The sequence below is a fragment of the Massilia sp. MP_M2 genome (assembly GCF_039123635.1).
Classification (GTDB): Bacteria; Pseudomonadota; Gammaproteobacteria; order Burkholderiales; family Burkholderiaceae_D; genus Telluria.
Genome location: NZ_JBCHJF010000006.1, coordinates 267,815 through 285,470 on the forward strand (window position 1 = coordinate 267,815; position 17,656 = coordinate 285,470).

Consider the following 17,656-nt stretch of genomic DNA (forward strand, 5'->3'; position numbering starts at 1 on the left):
TTGAATCAGTGTGAACGTAGCGCTGCCAACAACGCAGCGAAGGCATGCCGCAGAGGCGGCACAGGCAGGCGTTACACGATGCGGGGAGGCTTGAGCAGGGGGTGCCAGGACTGGCTGGGGCGAGACAGGGATGGGGGTGCCAGAACGCCGCCGCGGATATCGGCAAGGCGCAGGGACAGGTCTTCGTTGACGGAGTCGTGCACGTCGGCACCGGCCGGCGGCTCATCGGGATCGATGTCGCAACTGGCCTGGCAATCATGGTTGTCGGGCAGGTACGCGTCGGCGAAAACCGGCGCGGAGGTCAGCACAACGAGCGGTTCGGATGCTGTGACGCGCTGCGCCGGCTCGGACGGCAGCATCGCGGATGCGGCCATGGCCAGGGCAAACATGTTCAGGGGGAGCAGCAGGATCAGGCAGATGACGAATACTCGTCTCATATACGGCAAAGAAGTCCACGACGCGATCATTCTACCATGGTCCCGCGCACGCGATCCGCGCGCGCCGCACGCGCCGCACGCACGGCGGGCCTCTTGTACAATGGCCGCCACCTTACCCACCGGCCCCGCCGGGAAGCACCCGATGCACACATCTGCCCAGCGCATGAGCGCTCTGCTCGACTATCTGGTCGAGCAGGCCAAAGACATAGATCCTTCCGCGTTCACGCTCGCGAAAGTCACCGAATTCAAGAAAACCTTTGCCGACCTGTCAACGCTGCCCTGGATCGAGTTTAACGTCGAGACCGAGCAGGATGACCTGTGGCTGCGCGTGCACCGGCTCGAAGCGACGTCGCCCCCCCTGCTGGCCGATCCGGCGCTGGCGCCCTATCTGGTGATCGGTGCCGATCCGTCCGGCAATCCGCCGGCGCTCGCCGAGGCGGCAAGCGCCGGCGTGGCCGGCGACGATCCCGCCCGCGCCGCTGCTACCCACGCGCTGGCCGCGTATCAGGCGCCGTGGCACGAATGGGCCGCGCGCGAACGGCCGCGGCGCCAGGTGATCTCGCTCTATGCCGAGCTGTTCGCACTCAAGGCCCGGCTCGAATCCGAAGAAGCGGCGCGCCCGCTGGAGCTGGTCTGGGGCATGGGCCTGTCGTCGTGGCAGATCGGCACCCCGTCCCCCGTCGACTTTCATTACCCGCTCATCACGCAGGCGCTGGAAATCGACATCGACCCGACCTCGCACGCCATCGGCCTGCGGCCCCGCCAGCTCGACGCGCACCTGGAACTGGACGCCTTCGCGGCGTGCGGCGTGCCAGGTATCGGCGACGTCGAACGCGCGGCGCGCAGCCTGCTTGCCGCGCGCGGCGACAGCGCGATCTCGCCCTTCGCACCCGAGACGATCGAGCCGATCCTGAAGCTGATCGCCGGCCAGGTCAGCGCCGACGCCCGCTACGACATGGGCGCCACGCAGGCCCCGCCCCCTGGCGCGCGCCTCGTCGTCACGCATGGCTGGGTGATCTTCGCCCGGCCGCGCGCGACGCACTTTTTAATCGACGACATCGCACGCCTGAAAGAACGGGTGGACGTCAGCGAAGCGCTGCCGGCCGGGCCGCTGAGCCTTGTCACGCCGCCGGGCAGCGCGGTGCTCGAGCATGAACCGATCGCGTTTCGCGGCCTGTCCGGCGGCGCGGTCAATGCCGGCGAGCCGCGTGAACTGTATTTCCCGCTGCCGTACAACCGCGAGCAGGAAACCATCGTCCAGCAACTTGAGCGTTCGCCCGGCGTCACGGTCCAGGGCCCGCCCGGCACCGGCAAGACGCATACGATCGCCAATATCATCAGCCACTACCTGGCCTCGGGCAAACGCATCCTGGTGACGTCCAAGGGCGAGCCGGCGCTCAAGGTTTTGCAGGAGAAGATTCCCGCATCGATCCGGCCGCTCACGGTCGCCCTGCTCTCGGGCGACAAGGAAGGCATGCGCCAGTTCCAGGCGTCGATCGAGGCGATCATCCACACGCTGTCGCACCTGAATCCGCAGGTCGAGACCGAGGCGATCGCCACCTGTCGCATTGCGCTGGACCACGCGCACGCCGAAACCGCCGCCATCGACACCCGTATCGACGAGATCGCGCACGCCCAGCTGGCCGCCATCAGTGTCGACGGTGTCGAGATGCGCGCACAAAAGATGGCCGAACTGGTCATCGATGGCAACGACCGTTTCGGCTGGTTCGACGACACCTTGTCGCTGGCGCCGCAGCACGCACCGCCCTTCGGCGACGCACAGGCCATGCAATTGCGCGAGGCGCGGCGCCGGCTCGGCGTTGACCTGGTCTACTGCAATGCGCAGCTGCCTGCGGCCGACGCCCTGCCGACGCCTGCCGCCATCGGCCGTCTGCACGACACGCTGCTGGCGATGCGCGACATCGAGCGCGACGAAGCCAGTGGCGCACTGCCGCCGCTGCGCGCCACGACGTCCGACGTGTTTGCCGCCGCACAGACCTTGCAGACCGCGCTGGCCGGCGCCATCACCACGGCGGCCGAGGTCGAGGCCTCGGGGATCGATTGGGCGCACGCCTTGCGCCTGAAATCGCGCCAGTCGCAGTTCGTCACCGAGCGCCGCGCGTTCGAGGCGCTGCTGCCCGAGATGGATGCGCTATTGCGCGCACGCGCCGAATTCATGCAACGCCCCGTCACGGCGCCAACCGAAGCGCTCGGGCATCCGAAAGCCATCGAAGCGATCCACCGCGCCGTCGAGACGGGCAAGCCGTTCGGCCTGTTCTCGTTCGGCGCCGGCGACGTCAAGGGGCAGATCGCCGCGATCCGCGTCGCGGGCCTCGCGCCAGCCTCCAGTGACGACTGGGCCCACGTCCAGCGTTACGCCGCGCTGCAGAACCGCCTGCACTCGTTTGCCGTGCGCTGGAATGCCTTCGCGCCCGATCTGTCGCTACCGGTTCTGGTGGCCGACGTGGCGCAACTGCGCGCCATCGAACAGGTTCTGCTCACGGCGCGCGCCGCGCATCTCCAGGCAACGACGCACGACCTGCAGTTACCGAGCCTGGCTCAGGCGGTGTTCAGCCACCCGCCGACGAACGACTTGCTGGGCCGCGAAGCCGACCTGCTGCGCGTGCGCGACTATCTGGCACGGCACCTGGCGCGCGCCGGTCTCGAACAGGCCCGCACTGCCGTGGCCGCCCTGAATGGCTTGCTGGCGAGCGCCGATGGTCCTGTCGGCGTGCACCTGCGTGACTTTGCCGGTCAGGCACTGGGCACGGCCGGCCTGACCGCCGACACGGTCAGCGCCGACTACGCGGCGCTGCTCGCGGAACTGCGCCGCATCGACGCGCTGGCGCCCGACCTGGCCGCCGTGCACGACTTCGCCGGGCAGGTCGCGCAGCATGGCGCGGCGAGGCTGGCGACACGCTTGACGACCGTCCCGGTCGACACACACGGCGATGACGCCGTGTTCCCGGTGCGCTGGCGCGATGCCTGGACCTGGGCACGCCTGAAAACCTACCTCGACAACATCGACGCCCGCGACGAGATGCTGCGCCTGGCCGCGCGTCGGCGCGAACTCGAACGGGGCCTGGCGCGCCTGTACGAACAACTGGTGTCAAAGTCGTCGTGGCTGGCCACGCGCCGCCTGGCAGGCCAGAACGTGCTGAGCGCGCTGGAAACCTACCGCACGTCGATGCGCAAGCTGGGCAAGGGCACGGGCGTGAATGCGGGCCGCTACCGGCGCGATGCGCAGGAAGCGATGGTCAATGCGCAGGCCGCCGTGCCGTGCTGGATCATGAGCCATGCACGCGTCTCGGAAACACTGCCGGCCACGCTCGGCGCGTTCGACCTCGTCATCGTCGACGAGGCCAGCCAGTCCGACCTGTGGGCGCTGCCGGCAGTTCTGCGCGGCAAGCAGATTCTGGTGGTTGGCGACGACCGCCAGGTCTCGCCCGAAGCCGGCTTTGTCTCGGCCGCCAAGATCACCGACCTGCGCCGGCGCTTTTTGGCGGGCCAGCCGTTCGAAGCGGTGCTCACGGCCGACATGTCGCTGTACGACATCGCCTCGACCGTGTTTGCCGCCTCGAAGGTCATGCTGCGCGAGCACTTTCGCAGTGTCGCGCCGATCATCGCCTACAGCAACCGCGTTTTCTACAAGGGCTTCATCCAGCCGCTGCGCATTCCGACGGCGTCCGAACGGCTCGACCCGCCGCTGATCGACGTGTTCGTGGCCAACGGCTACCGCGAGAACAAAGGGTTGAATCGCCCCGAGGCTGAATTCATCGTCGCCGAGATCGACGCCATCCTGCGCGATCCGGCTTATGCCGGGCGCACGCTGGGCGTGGTGTCGCTGCTGGGCCCCGAACAGGCGCAGCTGATCGACAAGATGGTGCGCTCGCGCTGCGACATGGCCGAACTGGTACGGCGCAACTTCGCCTGCGGCGACGCGCGCCTGTTCCAGGGCAGCGAGCGCGATATCATGTTCCTGTCGATGGTCGCTGACAGCAAGCAGCACCACGCGCTGTCCGGCGTGCAGTTCGACCAGCGCTTCAATGTTGCTGCCTCGCGCGCGCGCGACCGCATGTACCTCGTGCGTTCAGTGCAGCTCGAAGAACTGTCAACGCTCGATTTGCGCCGCACGCTGGTCGAGCACTTCGCCAAACCGCTTGACGCCAATGAAGAAGCAACGAGCCTGATCGACCTGTGCGAATCGGGCTTCGAGCGCGACGTGTATACCGAATTGTTCGAGCGCGGCTACCGCGTCATTCCGCAGGTGCCCGCTGCTGGCTACCGCATCGACATGGTGGTCGAAGGTGCGCACGACCGCCGCCTGGCGATCGAACTCGATGGCGACGACTTCCATGGACCGGACCGGTGGCAGGCCGACATGGGCCGCCAGCGCGTGCTCGAACGCGCCGGCTGGACCTTCTGGCGCTGCTTCGCCTCGACCTGGTCGCTGCAGCGTGCGACGATCCTGGCCGAGCTGCTGGCGCGCCTGGCGGCGATGGGGATCGAGCCGCTCGGGGCACTGGCGCGCACGCCGCTGCTGGTGGAATATCGCGAATGGGGGCGTGACGCGCTTAACGAGGAAACGCCACCGTCACCACACAGCCCTGACCATCCGGTTTTCGGCCAATCGTGACCGCGGCCCCGTGCTGGCCGGCGATCTGGCGCACGATGCTCAGGCCCAGGCCAGCGCCCGACTTGCCACCCGGGCGTAGCCGGTAATAGGGGCGGAATACGTTTTCCGTTTCTTCGTCCGGCACCGGGTCGCCATCGTTCGACACCCGCAGCACGCATTGGCCGTTGGCGCAATCGATGGCCACGTCGATATCGCCGCGCGCCAGGCCGTGCCGCGATGCGTTCTCGATCAGGTTGCGCAGCAGTTGCTGGAGCCGGTACGGATCGCCTTGCACGCTGCAATCGTGCAAGGCAGACAAGCCGAGCGACTGACCACGCCGGTCGAGCAAGGGTTCCTGCAGCGCCATCACGTCGTGGCAGACTTCCGTCAGCGAGACCTGGCGCTGCAGCTGCATGTCGGTCCCGGAAGCAAGCCGGCTGAAAGTGAGCAGCTGTTCGGCCAGCTGCGTCGTGCGCTCGAGCGCGCCGACCGCCTCGCCAAGCGACGCGTCGCACTCGGCCTGATTGGCCGCGCGCAGTGCATTCTGCACGTGCAACTGTACCGCCGCGATCGGCGTGCGGATCTCGTGCGCCGCTGCGTCGATGAATTGCTGTTCGCGCTCGAAGGCTGCGGCCACGCGCTGCAACAGGCTGTTGAGTTCATCGACCACCGGCGACAATTCGCGTGGCAGGTCGGTTAGCTCGACGGGCGCGAGCGATTCGGGCTCGCGCCGCGCAATGGCGTCGGCCAGCGTACGCAGCGGCGCCAGATTGGTCGCTAGCACCAGGTTGACCGCCACCAGCAGCAGGATGCCGCCGATGATGACCGGCGCCAGCACCGACGCGCCGAGCTGCTCGACCATCTCTTCGCGTACCTCGTCCTTCTCGGCCACCACCACCCACACATGGCCCGATTGCAGCGCGAACACCTGCCATAGCGTCTCGCCCAGCAACTTTCTGGTAAAGCCTGCCGCCAGGGGGCCGAGCGGCGCTTCCGGCGCCGACGCCGAGCGGGCCAGCAGGCGCCCTTCGGCGTTCCAGACCTGGAAGGCGATCTTGTGTTCGTACGGGTGGCCATACGGCGTCGCACCGCCCGAATACCCAAGCCCCTGGGGAATCGGAATCACGATCGGGGTTGCGATGGTGGCAGTCTCGAGCTGGTGAGCGGCCAGCGTTTCGAGCACACGCGCCGAACTGGCGAAGCGTGCGCTGAAGAATTCTTCGGACTCGTGACCGGCGAACCAGTGGGCGGCCAGCGAGATGCCCCCCAGGACCAGGAGCATGCACGCCATCGTGCGCGTGATCAGGCGCCGGCGGATCGAATAGCGGCGCCCACTCATGCGGCCAGTCATGGGGTCGCTCATGTGGCCACTCATGTGGGCAAATTCCCGATGCGATAGCCAAGCCCACGCACCGTCTTGATCAGGTCAGGATCGATCTTGCGCCGGACATGGTGTACGTAGACATCGATGGCATTGCTGGCCACGCCCTCGCCCCAGCCATACAACGACGCTTCGAGTTCGCTGCGGGTAAACACCTTGTTGGGCTGCTCGACGAGGCGTCTGAGCAGCATGAATTCACGGTGCTGCAGATCGATCGGCTGATTTTTCCAGCTGACCGCCATGCCCGCGAGATCCAGTGCCAGGTCGCCAAAGCGCAGCTGGTTGACCGACACGCCGGCGCGGCGCCGCTCGAGCACCCGCACCCGCGCGAGCAACTCGTCGACATCGAACGGCTTGATCAGATAATCGTCGGCGCCCAGGTCGAGCGCGACGATCCGGTCGCGCACCGCATCGCGCGCCGACAGCACCAGCACCGGCACGGCATTGCCGGCGCGCCGCACCTTTGCCAGCACGTCGATGCCGTCCAGGCGCGGCAGGCCGAGGTCGAGGATGGCCAGGTCGAACGCATTGTGTTCCAGCGCCGCGACCGCAGCCACGCCATCGCCCACGTGTTCGACCGTGTAACAGGCCCGCCCGAGCGCCAGCTTCAGGCCCGATGCCAGCGATTCGTCATCTTCGACAAGTAATATTCGCATCCTGCGCGTCTCCAGCTGATTGCATCACTTGCGCTTGGCCGCGACCTGCGCCAGCAGCGCTTCGACTTCGGCCCGCCGCCCCGCGTCGGCCAGCTTGCGCCCGGGGCGCGCCGGCGCTTGCAGCGCCTTGCGCAGGCAACGTTCGGCGCCTGCCATGTCACCCTGACGATACAAAAAGTCGCCAAGGAAGAAATTGGCATCGATCCCGTCCGGGTTCAGCGCCAGGCCCTGCTGCAGATTCTCGCGCGCCTTGTCCTTGTCGCCAAAGCCGATCGGCCAGCCCGGCACCTGATAATACAGGCTGCCGAGGCTCGTGTAGGCGGAACCGGCCAGCGCCTTCGGGTCGGTCTGCAGCGCGGCTTCGAAATCCTTCTTGGCCGTCTTGGCCAGACCCAGCGCGCCCAGGCCACCCTTGGCGCCGGCATGGCTTGCCACGACGATGCCATGCCAGATCAGCACGCCGGCGTTATCGGGATAGCGCGCCAGCACGGTGTCCGCCTCGGCGCTCAGGGCCTCGAAGGCGCGCTCCTGCCCACCCGCAGGCGCCCCGTATTTCACTTGTTCCCAGCGCTGTTGCAATGTACTGACGGCGTCGTCGGCCGGTGCTGCCACAGCAACGCTGCAGACCGCGCCATAGGCGGCGATGCAGAATGCGGCGGTGGCGAATGTGCGATGCGATATTTTCATGATGACCTCGGTTGTGCGTGCCGGACAGACGCCGGCATATGTTTGCGAATGACGGGCAACTGGCCCAGGATAGCCCGGTCGGGCAAGGCTGGCAGCAGGTGATTGACGAGCGCGAGCAGCGCTTCTTTCAGCCCCGGCTTGTACTCCCATGCCGACCCCTGGATGAACTTGCACAACTGGCGCGCCACATCGGCCGGCTCGTCGAGCGCCACGCCCATCTCGGCGTTCATCGCCTCGACCGCCCCGGCATTGATCGGCGTGCGGGCCGCGCGCGGGATGAAGTGCCGCACCGCGATGCTGGTGTCGCCCAGTTCGCGCCGCAGCGCCTGGGTGAAGCCGCGCAGGCCCGATTTGCTGGCGCAATAGCCGGCGAACCCGGGATAGCCCAGGTAGCCGAACAGCGAGCCGACATTGATGACCTGCGCGCTCGGCGCCTGGTGCAGTTGCGGCAGCAGGCGCTGCGTGAGCAGCATCGGCGCGAGCAGGTTGACCTCGAGCAGACTGCGCAGCGCCGCCGGCGCCTGGCTCTCGAACGCATGGAACGCGTTGATGCCGGCATTGTTGATCAACAGATCGACGCCACCGAGCTCGCCTGCCGCCGCCGCGATGGCGTCGAGCGTGGCTTCCTGCGTCGCGTCGCCCACGACGATCCGCACCAGATGCGGCCCGAGCCGCTCACGCAGCGCCTCGAGCACCTCACCGTTGCGGCCGACCAGCACCATCGACGCGCAGTACGGCGCCAGGGCCTTCGCCAGCGCCTGGCCGATGCCCCCGCTCGCGCCGGTCAGTACCAGCCGCCATGTCTTGTGCGCCATGCTAGACCCCGACCAGGCTGGGAGCGCGCTGCGGCAGGCTGCGGAAGATGTCGCCGTACAGGCGGTACATCATGCGCGCGCCATGGATCACGGCCGCGCGGTCCGCCTCGTTCCCAAGCTGGTTCATCAGGTTCACGAAGAACTGCACATGTTCCAGGTCGAGACTGCCATGCGAGGTCAGGTAGCTGAACGCGGCATCCGGCAGGTCGAGGCGCAGCTGGATCGTCTGCGCGGCCTGGGTCGCCAGCGCGGTGCTGGTGCCTTCCAGCACGTGCACCATGCCGAAGAAGCCGATCGGATTGCCGCGGTCGATCCCGTGGTAGGCATATGCCACCATCAGTTCAGTCGCCGGCAGCGGCTGCGAACGGCGCGCCAGGTCCGGGTCGCCACCACAGGCGGCGATATCGGACAGGATCCATTCTTCATGGCCGATTTCCTCTTCGATGTATTCGGCGATGCTCTGGCGCAACCATGCTTGCTCGTCACGCAAACGGCTGCCGCACGCCATCATCAGCGGCACCGTGTGCTTCACATGATGGTACGCCTGCGTCAGGAACGCCACGTACTGGTCAAGGTCGATATCGCCCGTCAGCGCCTGCCCGATCAGCGGTGTGCCCAGCAGTTGCTGGCGCTGGGGTTCGGTTTGCTGGCACAGGATGTCGTAGAACTGCATATATTTCTCCTTCAGGACTGATAAATTTGTTCGATGTGCGCCGCGCAGCGCGTGCGCGCGGTGTCGCGCCGCAAGCGGCCGTTCGCGGTGACGGTGCCGTCGGCCTCCGAAAAGGGCGTGGTGCGAAACCACGCGCCAATGCGTGCATAGTCGGGTAATTGCTCATTGACCCGGGCCACGGCGGCATCGATCACGGCGTCCGGCGCATCGGCCTGCAGCGGCACGAGAGCCGCCGCCAGGTAGGCGCGGGCGTCACCGACCACCATTGCCTGGGCCAGTACGCCGGTGCCGAGCAATAGCGATTCGGGCCATTCGGGCGACACGTTGCGCCCGTAGGCGGTGACCAGCACATTGTTCTTGCGCCCGTCGATGTGCAGGTAACCGTCGGCGTCGAGATGGCCGATGTCGCCGGTGCCCAGCCAGGTTTCCTGGCCTGGCGCATGATCGGCTGGCGCCTGGCCCAGATAGCCCGCCATGACGCCGCCGCCGACTTCGATCTCGCCGTCCGGCGCGATGCGCACACTGCGGTTGGGGAGCGGTTTGCCGGCGCTGCCGATGCGCGCCTGCCCCGGCAGGTTCAGCGACACGACCGAGCCGCACTCCGACAGGCCATACCCTTCGTACACGGGGAACCCCAAGGCCTGCGCCGCCTCGATCAGCGCCTTGGGCGTCCGGGCGCCACCGACCGCGATGAACTTCAGACTGGCAAGGCGCGGATCGCCCGGCCGCACTGCGCCGACCAGCGCCTGCAGCATCTGCGGCAACAGGATCACGCTTTCGGCGCGCGTGGCGGCGATGGCGGCAAGACAGACCCCGGGGTCGAACGACGCCGCGCCGCGCAGACCGGTCATGGCCAGCGGCAGGCTGACATTGAGTGCGCCCGACAGCATCGCCGTGTAGGTACCGGCGATGTTTTCAAGCAGGACTGACAACGGCAGCAGATTCAGATGGCGTCGGATGTTCAGGCCGGCCAGCGCGTCGGCCAGCACCTGTGCCAGCGCCCACTGCTGGCCCGAACCCAGGCACACACCCTTGGGCTGCGCCGTCGTGCCGGATGTGAACGTCACTTTCTGTACGCCCGGCGGCACGCTGGCTTGCAGCCTGACACCGGCATACAACGACAAGGCGCCGGGCGTGGCGACGGCCGTGGTGTAGCCCAACGCGCCGGCCAGCGCTGCATCGACGCAGAACAGGCCTTCGACCGCGGCCAGCGTCAGCGCGTGACGCCACTGGGGCGGCGTGAAGAACGACGGCAGCGGTACCAGCGTCATGCCGGCTTCGTGCACGGCAAGGTCGATGGCAATCCATTCGGGACCGTTGTCGGCCAGGATTGCCAGCGCAGCGCCGGTACGGAACGTGGCGCGCAACATCCGCGCCAGCGCCTCGACACGCTCGATGAGCACGCCCGCGCTCCAGGTGCCGTGCGCGCCTTCCAGCACGGCGCCGCTTGCGGGGAGCTTAGCGCGCCAGTTGATCATGACCGAATCCAATATTGCCGAACATGACTTGCGGATGGGTCGCGTAATAGCTGCCCCATGCCCCCTGTGCCTGCCCCAGGCGCGCCGGGTCGGCGTCGGCCAGTACTGACGGCGCCAGTCGCAGCCGTGCGAATGAATTGAGCAGCGCCCGCGTGGCGGTGAACGTGACCCAGACCAGGCCCTGGCAATGCAACTGGTGCGTCATGGCCACGATCAGTGCGCGCGCGGCGCCCGCATCGGTACTGGCCAGATTGCCCACTTCGACGATGCCGGCACGCGCGACAGGGCGGCCGGTGCGCGCGCCGATTTCGGTCTCTACCGGGCATTCCAGGTATTGTTCGAGAAACAACGGGCCCTCGCCGGCCAGCGTATAACCCAGCGCCGCGACCCAGCGCCCGGCACTGTCGCGGCACCCGGCAAGCGTATGGCAGAAATGCTCCAGGGTGGCGCCGTAGACGCGGGCAAACTCGGTGGCGATGAACGCTTCGAGCGACGCGCGCTCCGGATGGTTCGGCGCCACGAGTTCAAGGGTGCGCCCGGTCCCGGATGCGGCGGGTGGCGTGGCGCTGGCGCGAGTCGCGCATTGCATGGTGGTCGACACTGGAGACTCCTTTTGTTGTTCCCATGACGAAACTTATGGGGGCAACATTAAGGCCAGATTAATCAACGCGGGTGCTGCTGAAGGGCAGCGGTGCAGTGCCTCGAACAGGTTCAGCGCCAGGCGCTGTCGGGCCCGGCATCGAAGACGAGAAAGCGCGATGGCCCGTCCGTGAAATTATTATCCGAGACAATCACGAGGGAACGGTGGCCGTTGGCCAGCCGCGGGCCCCATGTCATCGCCTCGTAGTTGTCGGACCAGCCGGCCGGCAACTGCGCGTTGCCCAGCAACTGGCGCTTGACGGCCGGCCGCACGCCAGCGGAGATCGGCGCGTCCGGATCAAGCGCGGTGGCGCCTTGCAGATCGACGTCGTACAGGCGCACATCGAAGGTGAAGTCGTGCGCCATCTGGCGACCGGCGCGCTCGATGACCAGCAGGCGGCGCGGCCCGATGGCCAGAATATCGGCAATGCCGGTCTCGCTGTAACCGCCCGGCCGGCCCGGGGCCTGGACCGGCTCGAGCCGGTACGCGTACTGCGCCAGGATGCGGCCCTGCCGATCCAACAGGACCAGCCGCGTGAGCGCGCCCTCGCCCGGCGCCGACGCCTGGCCATCCTGGATCAGCGCACCTTCCATCGCCAGCCACAGGTGCTGGCCATCGACGCTGAAACTCAGGCCTTCCGGCCCCGCATTGGTGCGCCCGCCCGCCGGCACATCGGGCTGGATCTGCAGCGCTGCCGGAAACGGCAGCGCGGCGAGGGGCGCGCCATCCATGCCGGCGCGGGCTAGCAGCATCGGCGAGCGCGCGGCGCGATCGCCTTCACCGGCAAACCACAGACTGCGCTCGAGCGGATCGATGCGCAGCGCCTCCAGGTCGGCGACCTGTCCGGGCGCACCGCGCCGTGCGTACGGCGCGCCGCCAGCCTGCACCAGAGTCTGCATGCCGGTGATCTGCACATCCGAAACCTCTTGCGCGTCGTAGTCGATGCGCGCGCGGTAGAAACGCGTCGGGCCATGCACGCCCCGATCGTCACTGACCAGGAGCCATTCGCTGGCCACACTGTCGTAATCGATGCCGGACAAGCCGCCAACGCGCGTGTCACCGACGCGCAAGTCGCCTGCCAGTTGTGCAGCGCCGATCAGGCGCAGGCTGGGAGAAGGCGTGCTGCATGCGGTCAGCAGAAGTGCAGCAGAAATGGCAAAAAGCCGGCGGATGAAGGTCATGGCGGTCTGCGAAAATACCGGCTCACCCGCCGGCAAACGGCCATTATCCTTCAACCCCCGGCCAGAGCGCCAGCCTGCCCTGCGCTCTTTTCTTGCTGGTCGAATGCGCACGCCGGGTCTTCGGCAGGACGCCCGCGCTACCTCGGCCAGCGGGCACACCGACACGGTCGAGCCAATGAACGGTCTGTTGCAACGGCTGGCGGCGCGCAAGGTCTGCTCGGCGCCGTTCAACCGGCATGGTGAGAATGTTCGCATAACTGGCTCACGGCGCCCCCCCATACTTGGCCGATAGCCACTCACGCAAGCCATCGTTGTCATCCTCGTGGAATCGCGTTCTGGGCATTGGCCTTGCCATGCTGCTGCACGTTGCCTTGCTGGCCGCATGGCAGGCACGCCGCCAACCAGCGCCCGACAACGACCGACAGGCGGTTTTCACGCAGTAAGTGCAGGTGCCTGACAGCAGGCCGCGTCCTGCCACACGCCATGTCAGCGTGCCCGGCGAGCGCAGGCGTGCACCCGTACCTGCGCCAGCCATCCGGACTGGCCATGCCGTGGCGACGGCGCGCGACGCACGCGCGTGGTCACGGCTGCCGGCATCGACTGCATTACCGAGCGCTCCCCGGCAACGAGCATCGACATGATCGAAAAATTCGGCAAGCAGAGAATCACGAACTGCGGGCATGAACACGAGCAGCCGGTCAATGCCCAGGAATGGCGTAGCGCGCGCGATTGACGAAGGCCATGCCGCGCCCTGCTGGCAGCCTGGCGACGGTCAAGCCGAGGTCTTGACGTCCTCGAGCGACTTGCCGGCGGCGATCCATGCCTTGACCCAGGCCGGTTGACGGCCACGACCGCTCCACTGCTGGGCAGGATCGTCGGGATTGGTGTAGCCGACGCTGGCGGCGCCTGCTTTTGCTGGTACTGGCGCTTTGATCGCCAGCACTTGTTTGTCAGTCAGACCGGCATTGCGGGCGATGTGGAGGATCTGTTCGCGCGCCTTGCTGATGCTGAGGAAATGCTGGGTTTTGAGCGCATCGTCGACCTGGACTTCCAGTGCGCGAAGTTTGGCCAGTGAATATTTGGAGAGGTCTTGCATGGTTGCCTGGTGCTTTACGGTGATTGAAAACAGCACCCTATCATGCCAGGCCGCCTGATGGCGACCCAATCAGGTGGTGTTTCTTCGTTCCTACTGCAGGCGAACCGCCACATCGAACAGCCACGTCCGGCGAATTTCCACCACATCATACTGGCGCGCCAGCGCCGGCGGGAATGGTCCATACGGCGCGTGACTGGCGATGATCTGGCGGATCGCCTCATCGACCGCGGGCACGCCGCTCGAGGTCACGAACGTCACCCGCTCTACCGAACCGTCGCTGCGCACGGCCACGGTCACGAGCGGCTGCCTGTGCGGCTGCTTGACGATCTCGCGCACGGCGTTCAGGCTCATGTTCAGCTCGATCTTGCGGCCCATGGCTTCCGCATACGCCACGAGGTCGGCGTTGGCGTCGGCGCGGCCCAGCAGCCAGCCGCGACGCTGCCCGCCGGCGGCATCACGCTGCGCTGCCTCCTGGTTCAGTTGCCGGCCGATCGCGCGCAGGCGCTCTTCACGCTGCGTTTCCTGCGCGCTTTGCGCGGGCGCCGCTGGCGCTTGCGGCAACTGCGCCAGGCGCGCTGCTTCCTGCCGCATTGCGTCCTGGCGTGCTGCTTCCTGGCGCGCTGCTTCTTGCCTGATCGCGTCCTGGCGTGCTGCTTCCTGGCGCGCTGCTTCCTGCCTCATCGCGTCCTGGCGTGCTGCTTCATGGCGCGCTGCTTCCTGCCTGATCGCATCCTGGCGTGCTGCGTCCTGTTGCGCCACTCGCGCCTGTTCCTGCCGGGCCGCTTCGGCGCGCGCGGCGTCAAGCCGTGCCTGCTCCTGGCGCGTCGCGTCGCGCCTGGCCTGTTCCTGCCGGGCGGTTTCTGCGCGGGCTGCCTCACGCTGGGCCGCCGCCTCGCGGTTCGCTTCGTCGAGGCGATGTGCATCGACCCGTTCGGCGTCGCGTTGCGCTGCCTCGGCACTGGCCAGTGCTTCCCGGGCCGCCTGCGCACGGGCCTGTGCCTGTGCCTGCGCCTGCGCCTGTGCAGTCAGCTCGGCAAGCCGCTGCTGTTGGGCCGCGGCGGCGGCCGCCGCCGCACGCGCAGCCTCGCGCTCTACAACCTGCTGGCGCACGCGCTCTTCTGCAATCGCCTGGTCCCGTTTGTCGTCGTCGAGCGCGATGATGCGCGCTCCGGCCGCGTCGTCGTCCTGTGGCGCTGGCGCTGGCGCTGGCGCTGGCGGGACCTTGGCAACCGGTGCTGGTTCCACCGCGGTCGCGGGCGCGCTCGGTGCCGGCGAGACGGGCGGCGTCGGCTGACTCATGGCGACCGACGCCTGTGCTGCTGTGCTGGATACGGGTGGCAGCGCCGTTGGTGCTGTGACTGGCGCAGGTAATGACGTCGGTGCTGGCGCCAGCCTGACATTGAGTTCAGTCGCCGCCAATCGCCGCTCTTCCCACGGCATGCGCAATCCTGGAAGCCCGAACACGTCGCCCTCGAGTGGAATGCTCAGCAGCAGAGCGTGGGTCGCCAGCGATAGCAGCAGTGCCAGGCGCATGCGCCAGGAAAACGTCGGCGTGTCGGAAGGGGTTCTCACATTGTCGGGTCGGTCGGATTCGCGTGAAGGTGGTGAGTTGCCAATGGTGCAAGATGAGCGGCGATGCTATCACACCGCTGCCCCCGTCGCCACGCTCCCTGAACACGGCCGACCTGTGGCACTATCGCCGGTAACGCCAGCGTCGTGCAGCGTAGTCGCCCGGTATTGACCCACACAAGCGAAGGACCGCCTTCATGCCCCGGATATCCCACATCGTCGGTACCAGGACCTATCTGTTTGCCGATCTGCGCGACCTGCTGGCCAAGGCCACACCCGCGCGCTCGGGCGACCACCTGGCAGGTATCGCCGCCGGCAGCGCCGAAGAACGCGTCGCCGCGCAAATGGCACTGGCCGATTTGCCCTTGAGCACATTTCTGAACGACGTCGTCGTGCCGTACGAAGCCGATGAAGTCACGCGCCTGATCATCGACCGCCACGACGCCGCCGCATTCGCGCCGATCCGCCACCTGACCGTGGGGAGTTTGCGCGAGTGGCTGCTGGGCGACGCTGTCGACGGGGCCGTGCTGGCGCGCGTCGCACCTGGCATCACACCCGAAATGGCGGCGGCAGTGTCGAAGATCATGCGCATCCAGGACCTTGTGCTGGTGGCGCGCAAGTGCCGCGTGGTCACGCGCTTTCGCAACACGATCGGCCTGGCCGGCACACTGTCGACGCGCCTGCAGCCGAACCACCCGCTCGACGACCTGTCGGGCATCGCGGCCAGCCTGTTCGACGGCCTGATGTACGGCAGCGGCGACGCGGTCATCGGCATCAATCCGGCCACCGACAACGTCGCGCAGGTGGTCAAGCTCGTCACGATGCTGGACGATATCATCGGCCGCTACGAGATCCCCACCCAGTCTTGTGTGCTGACGCATGTCACCAATACCATTGAGGCGATTCGGCGCGGGGCCCCGGTCGACCTGGTATTCCAGTCGATCGCCGGCACGCAGGCGGCCAATGCCAGCTTCGGCATCGACCTGGCGCTGCTTGCCGAAGCCCGCGCCGCTGCCCTGTCGCTGGGCCGCGGCACGGTCGGCAACAACGTCATGTATTTCGAGACCGGCCAGGGCAGCGCGCTGTCGGCCAATGCCAACCACGGCGTCGACCAGCAAACCTGCGAGGCGCGCGCGTATGCCGTGGCGCGCGCGTTCGAACCGCTGCTGGTCAACACCGTGGTGGGCTTCATGGGGCCGGAATACCTGTACGACGGCAAGCAGATCATCCGCGCCGGCCTGGAAGACCACTTCTGCGCCAAGCTGCTCGGCCTGCCGATGGGGTGCGACGTCTGCTATACCAACCACGCCGAAGCCGACCAGGACGACATGGACGTGCTGCTGACGATGCTGGGCACGGCCGGCTGCACCTTCGTGATGGGCATTCCGGGCGGAGACGACATCATGCTCAATTACCAGACGACGTCGTTCCACGACGCCCTGTACGCGCGCCGCGCGCTGGGCCTGCAGCCGGCGCCCGAGTTCGACGCGTGGCTGCGCGCACTGGGCATTTTCAAGGGCGCGGGCCAAGTCAAATTGGGGCGCAGCGTGCCCCCGGCATTCCAGCGCGCGCTGTTGCAGTCCTCCTGAGGTTGCCCATGTCCGATTCGATTGACGACCCGATTACCGGCGCTGCACCCTGGCAGGCCTTGCGCCAGTTCACCGACGCCCGCATTGCGCTGGGCGCCGCCGGCATCAGCCAGCCGACGGGCGCACAGCTCGCCTTCCAGCTCGCGCATGCACGCGCACGCGACGCCGTGCACCTTCCTCTCGACACTGATGCGCTCATGCCCGCACTGCAGGCAGCGTGGCCGCACGCCGCCCCGCCCCTCCTGCTGCACAGCGCGGCCGCGAACCGCAACGTTTATCTGCAGCGGCCGGATCTGGGGCGGCGGCTCGATGCTGCATCACGCGCGCTCCTGGCAGGTGTCGACGATGGCAACCGCCGCTGCGACCTGGCCATCGTCGTGGCCGATGGCCTGTCCTCGCACGCGATCGCGCAGAATGCCGCGCCCTTTTTGGCAGCGCTGCATCTGCAACTGGCAGCTGAAGCCTGGACCCTGGCCCCGACGACGATCGTCCAGCAAGGCCGCGTCGCAGTGGGCGACGAGGTCGGTGAAGTGCTGGACGCGAAGATCGTGGTGGTGCTGATCGGGGAACGGCCGGGCCTGAGCGCACCGGACAGCATGGGCATCTACCTGACCTGGGCGCCGCGCGTCGGCCTGACGGACGAGCGGCGCAACTGCATCTCGAACGTCAGGCCGGCAGGTTTACGTGATACCCAAGCTGCCGCCAGGCTGCATTATCTGCTCGGGCAGGCGCGACTACGGCAGTTGAGCGGGGTCGCGTTGAAGGACGAGACGGCCCACGAGGCCGGGCTGCGGGGTGGCAGCGGGCCAGCATTCCTGCTCTAGACAGCGACGCGAACC

15 protein-coding genes are annotated in these 17,656 nt (G+C 67.4%); 3 read left to right on the plus strand and 12 right to left on the minus strand.

Annotation, left to right across the window (positions count from 1 at the left end; genetic code table 11):
- Nucleotides 1-71: 71 nt before the first annotated feature.
- Nucleotides 72-467, minus strand: coding sequence for a hypothetical protein (locus tag RCH14_RS15180; RefSeq protein ID WP_343026931.1), 396 nt, complete (start codon nt 465-467; stop codon nt 72-74).
- A gap of 112 nt (nt 468-579) precedes the next feature.
- Here RCH14_RS15180 and RCH14_RS15185 point away from each other — a divergent pair, with 112 nt between their 5' ends.
- Entirely contained in the window at nt 580-5,073 is a 4,494-nt protein-coding gene (locus tag RCH14_RS15185; RefSeq protein ID WP_343026932.1) for an AAA domain-containing protein, read from the plus strand.
- Here RCH14_RS15185 and RCH14_RS15190 read toward each other — a convergent pair.
- The 11 genes from RCH14_RS15190 to RCH14_RS15240 all read right to left on the minus strand — a co-directional run bounded on the left by RCH14_RS15190 (nt 5,012) and on the right by RCH14_RS15240 (nt 15,231).
- Complete coding sequence (locus RCH14_RS15190) at nt 5,012-6,415, minus strand: ATP-binding protein (protein WP_343026933.1); 1,404 nt, start codon at nt 6,413-6,415, stop codon at nt 5,012-5,014. The genes RCH14_RS15185 and RCH14_RS15190 overlap by 62 nt on opposite strands.
- Before the next feature lie 8 nt (nt 6,416-6,423).
- Nucleotides 6,424-7,089 (minus strand): response regulator transcription factor, encoded by a 666-nt coding sequence (locus tag RCH14_RS15195; protein ID WP_343026934.1) that lies wholly within the window; start codon nt 7,087-7,089, stop codon nt 6,424-6,426.
- Between the two features lie 24 nt (nt 7,090-7,113).
- The gene (locus RCH14_RS15200) at nt 7,114-7,776 is read right to left on the minus strand and encodes a tetratricopeptide repeat protein (RefSeq protein ID WP_343026935.1); all 663 of its coding nucleotides are present in this window, start codon (nt 7,774-7,776) and stop codon (nt 7,114-7,116) included.
- Nucleotides 7,773-8,591, minus strand: a complete 819-nt coding sequence (locus RCH14_RS15205) for an SDR family oxidoreductase (protein ID WP_343026936.1) — start codon at nt 8,589-8,591, stop codon at nt 7,773-7,775. Before RCH14_RS15205 ends, RCH14_RS15200 begins: the two co-directional genes overlap by 4 nt.
- Before the next feature lies 1 nt (nt 8,592).
- The gene (locus RCH14_RS15210; protein WP_343026937.1) at nt 8,593-9,264 is read right to left on the minus strand and encodes an iron-containing redox enzyme family protein; all 672 of its coding nucleotides are present in this window, start codon (nt 9,262-9,264) and stop codon (nt 8,593-8,595) included.
- Between the two features lie 11 nt (nt 9,265-9,275).
- On the minus strand, nt 9,276-10,742 hold the full coding sequence (locus RCH14_RS15215; RefSeq protein ID WP_343026938.1) for an AMP-binding protein: 1,467 nt from the start codon (nt 10,740-10,742) through the stop codon (nt 9,276-9,278).
- Complete coding sequence (locus RCH14_RS15220; protein ID WP_343026939.1) at nt 10,723-11,343, minus strand: thermostable hemolysin; 621 nt, start codon at nt 11,341-11,343, stop codon at nt 10,723-10,725. The genes RCH14_RS15215 and RCH14_RS15220 overlap by 20 nt, the downstream gene beginning before the upstream one ends.
- Before the next feature lie 110 nt (nt 11,344-11,453).
- Nucleotides 11,454-12,563, minus strand: a complete 1,110-nt coding sequence (locus RCH14_RS15225) for an esterase-like activity of phytase family protein (protein WP_343026940.1) — start codon at nt 12,561-12,563, stop codon at nt 11,454-11,456.
- A gap of 486 nt (nt 12,564-13,049) precedes the next feature.
- On the minus strand, nt 13,050-13,202 hold the full coding sequence (locus tag RCH14_RS15230) for a hypothetical protein (RefSeq protein ID WP_343026941.1): 153 nt from the start codon (nt 13,200-13,202) through the stop codon (nt 13,050-13,052).
- Nucleotides 13,203-13,335: 133 nt separating this feature from the next.
- The gene (locus RCH14_RS15235) at nt 13,336-13,659 is read right to left on the minus strand and encodes an H-NS histone family protein (RefSeq protein WP_343026942.1); all 324 of its coding nucleotides are present in this window, start codon (nt 13,657-13,659) and stop codon (nt 13,336-13,338) included.
- Between the two features lie 90 nt (nt 13,660-13,749).
- The gene (locus tag RCH14_RS15240) at nt 13,750-15,231 is read right to left on the minus strand and encodes a TonB C-terminal domain-containing protein (RefSeq protein WP_343026943.1); all 1,482 of its coding nucleotides are present in this window, start codon (nt 15,229-15,231) and stop codon (nt 13,750-13,752) included.
- Between the two features lie 194 nt (nt 15,232-15,425).
- Here RCH14_RS15240 and RCH14_RS15245 point away from each other — a divergent pair, with 194 nt between their 5' ends.
- Nucleotides 15,426-16,817: an ethanolamine ammonia-lyase subunit EutB gene (locus tag RCH14_RS15245; RefSeq protein ID WP_343026944.1), complete on the plus strand. Its 1,392-nt coding sequence runs from the start codon at nt 15,426-15,428 to the stop codon at nt 16,815-16,817.
- Between the two features lie 8 nt (nt 16,818-16,825).
- Nucleotides 16,826-17,641 carry an ethanolamine ammonia-lyase subunit EutC gene (gene eutC, locus RCH14_RS15250; protein WP_343026945.1) on the plus strand — a complete coding sequence of 272 codons (816 nt, stop codon included), beginning with the start codon at nt 16,826-16,828 and terminating at the stop codon, nt 17,639-17,641.
- Nucleotides 17,642-17,656 lie beyond the last annotated feature (15 nt).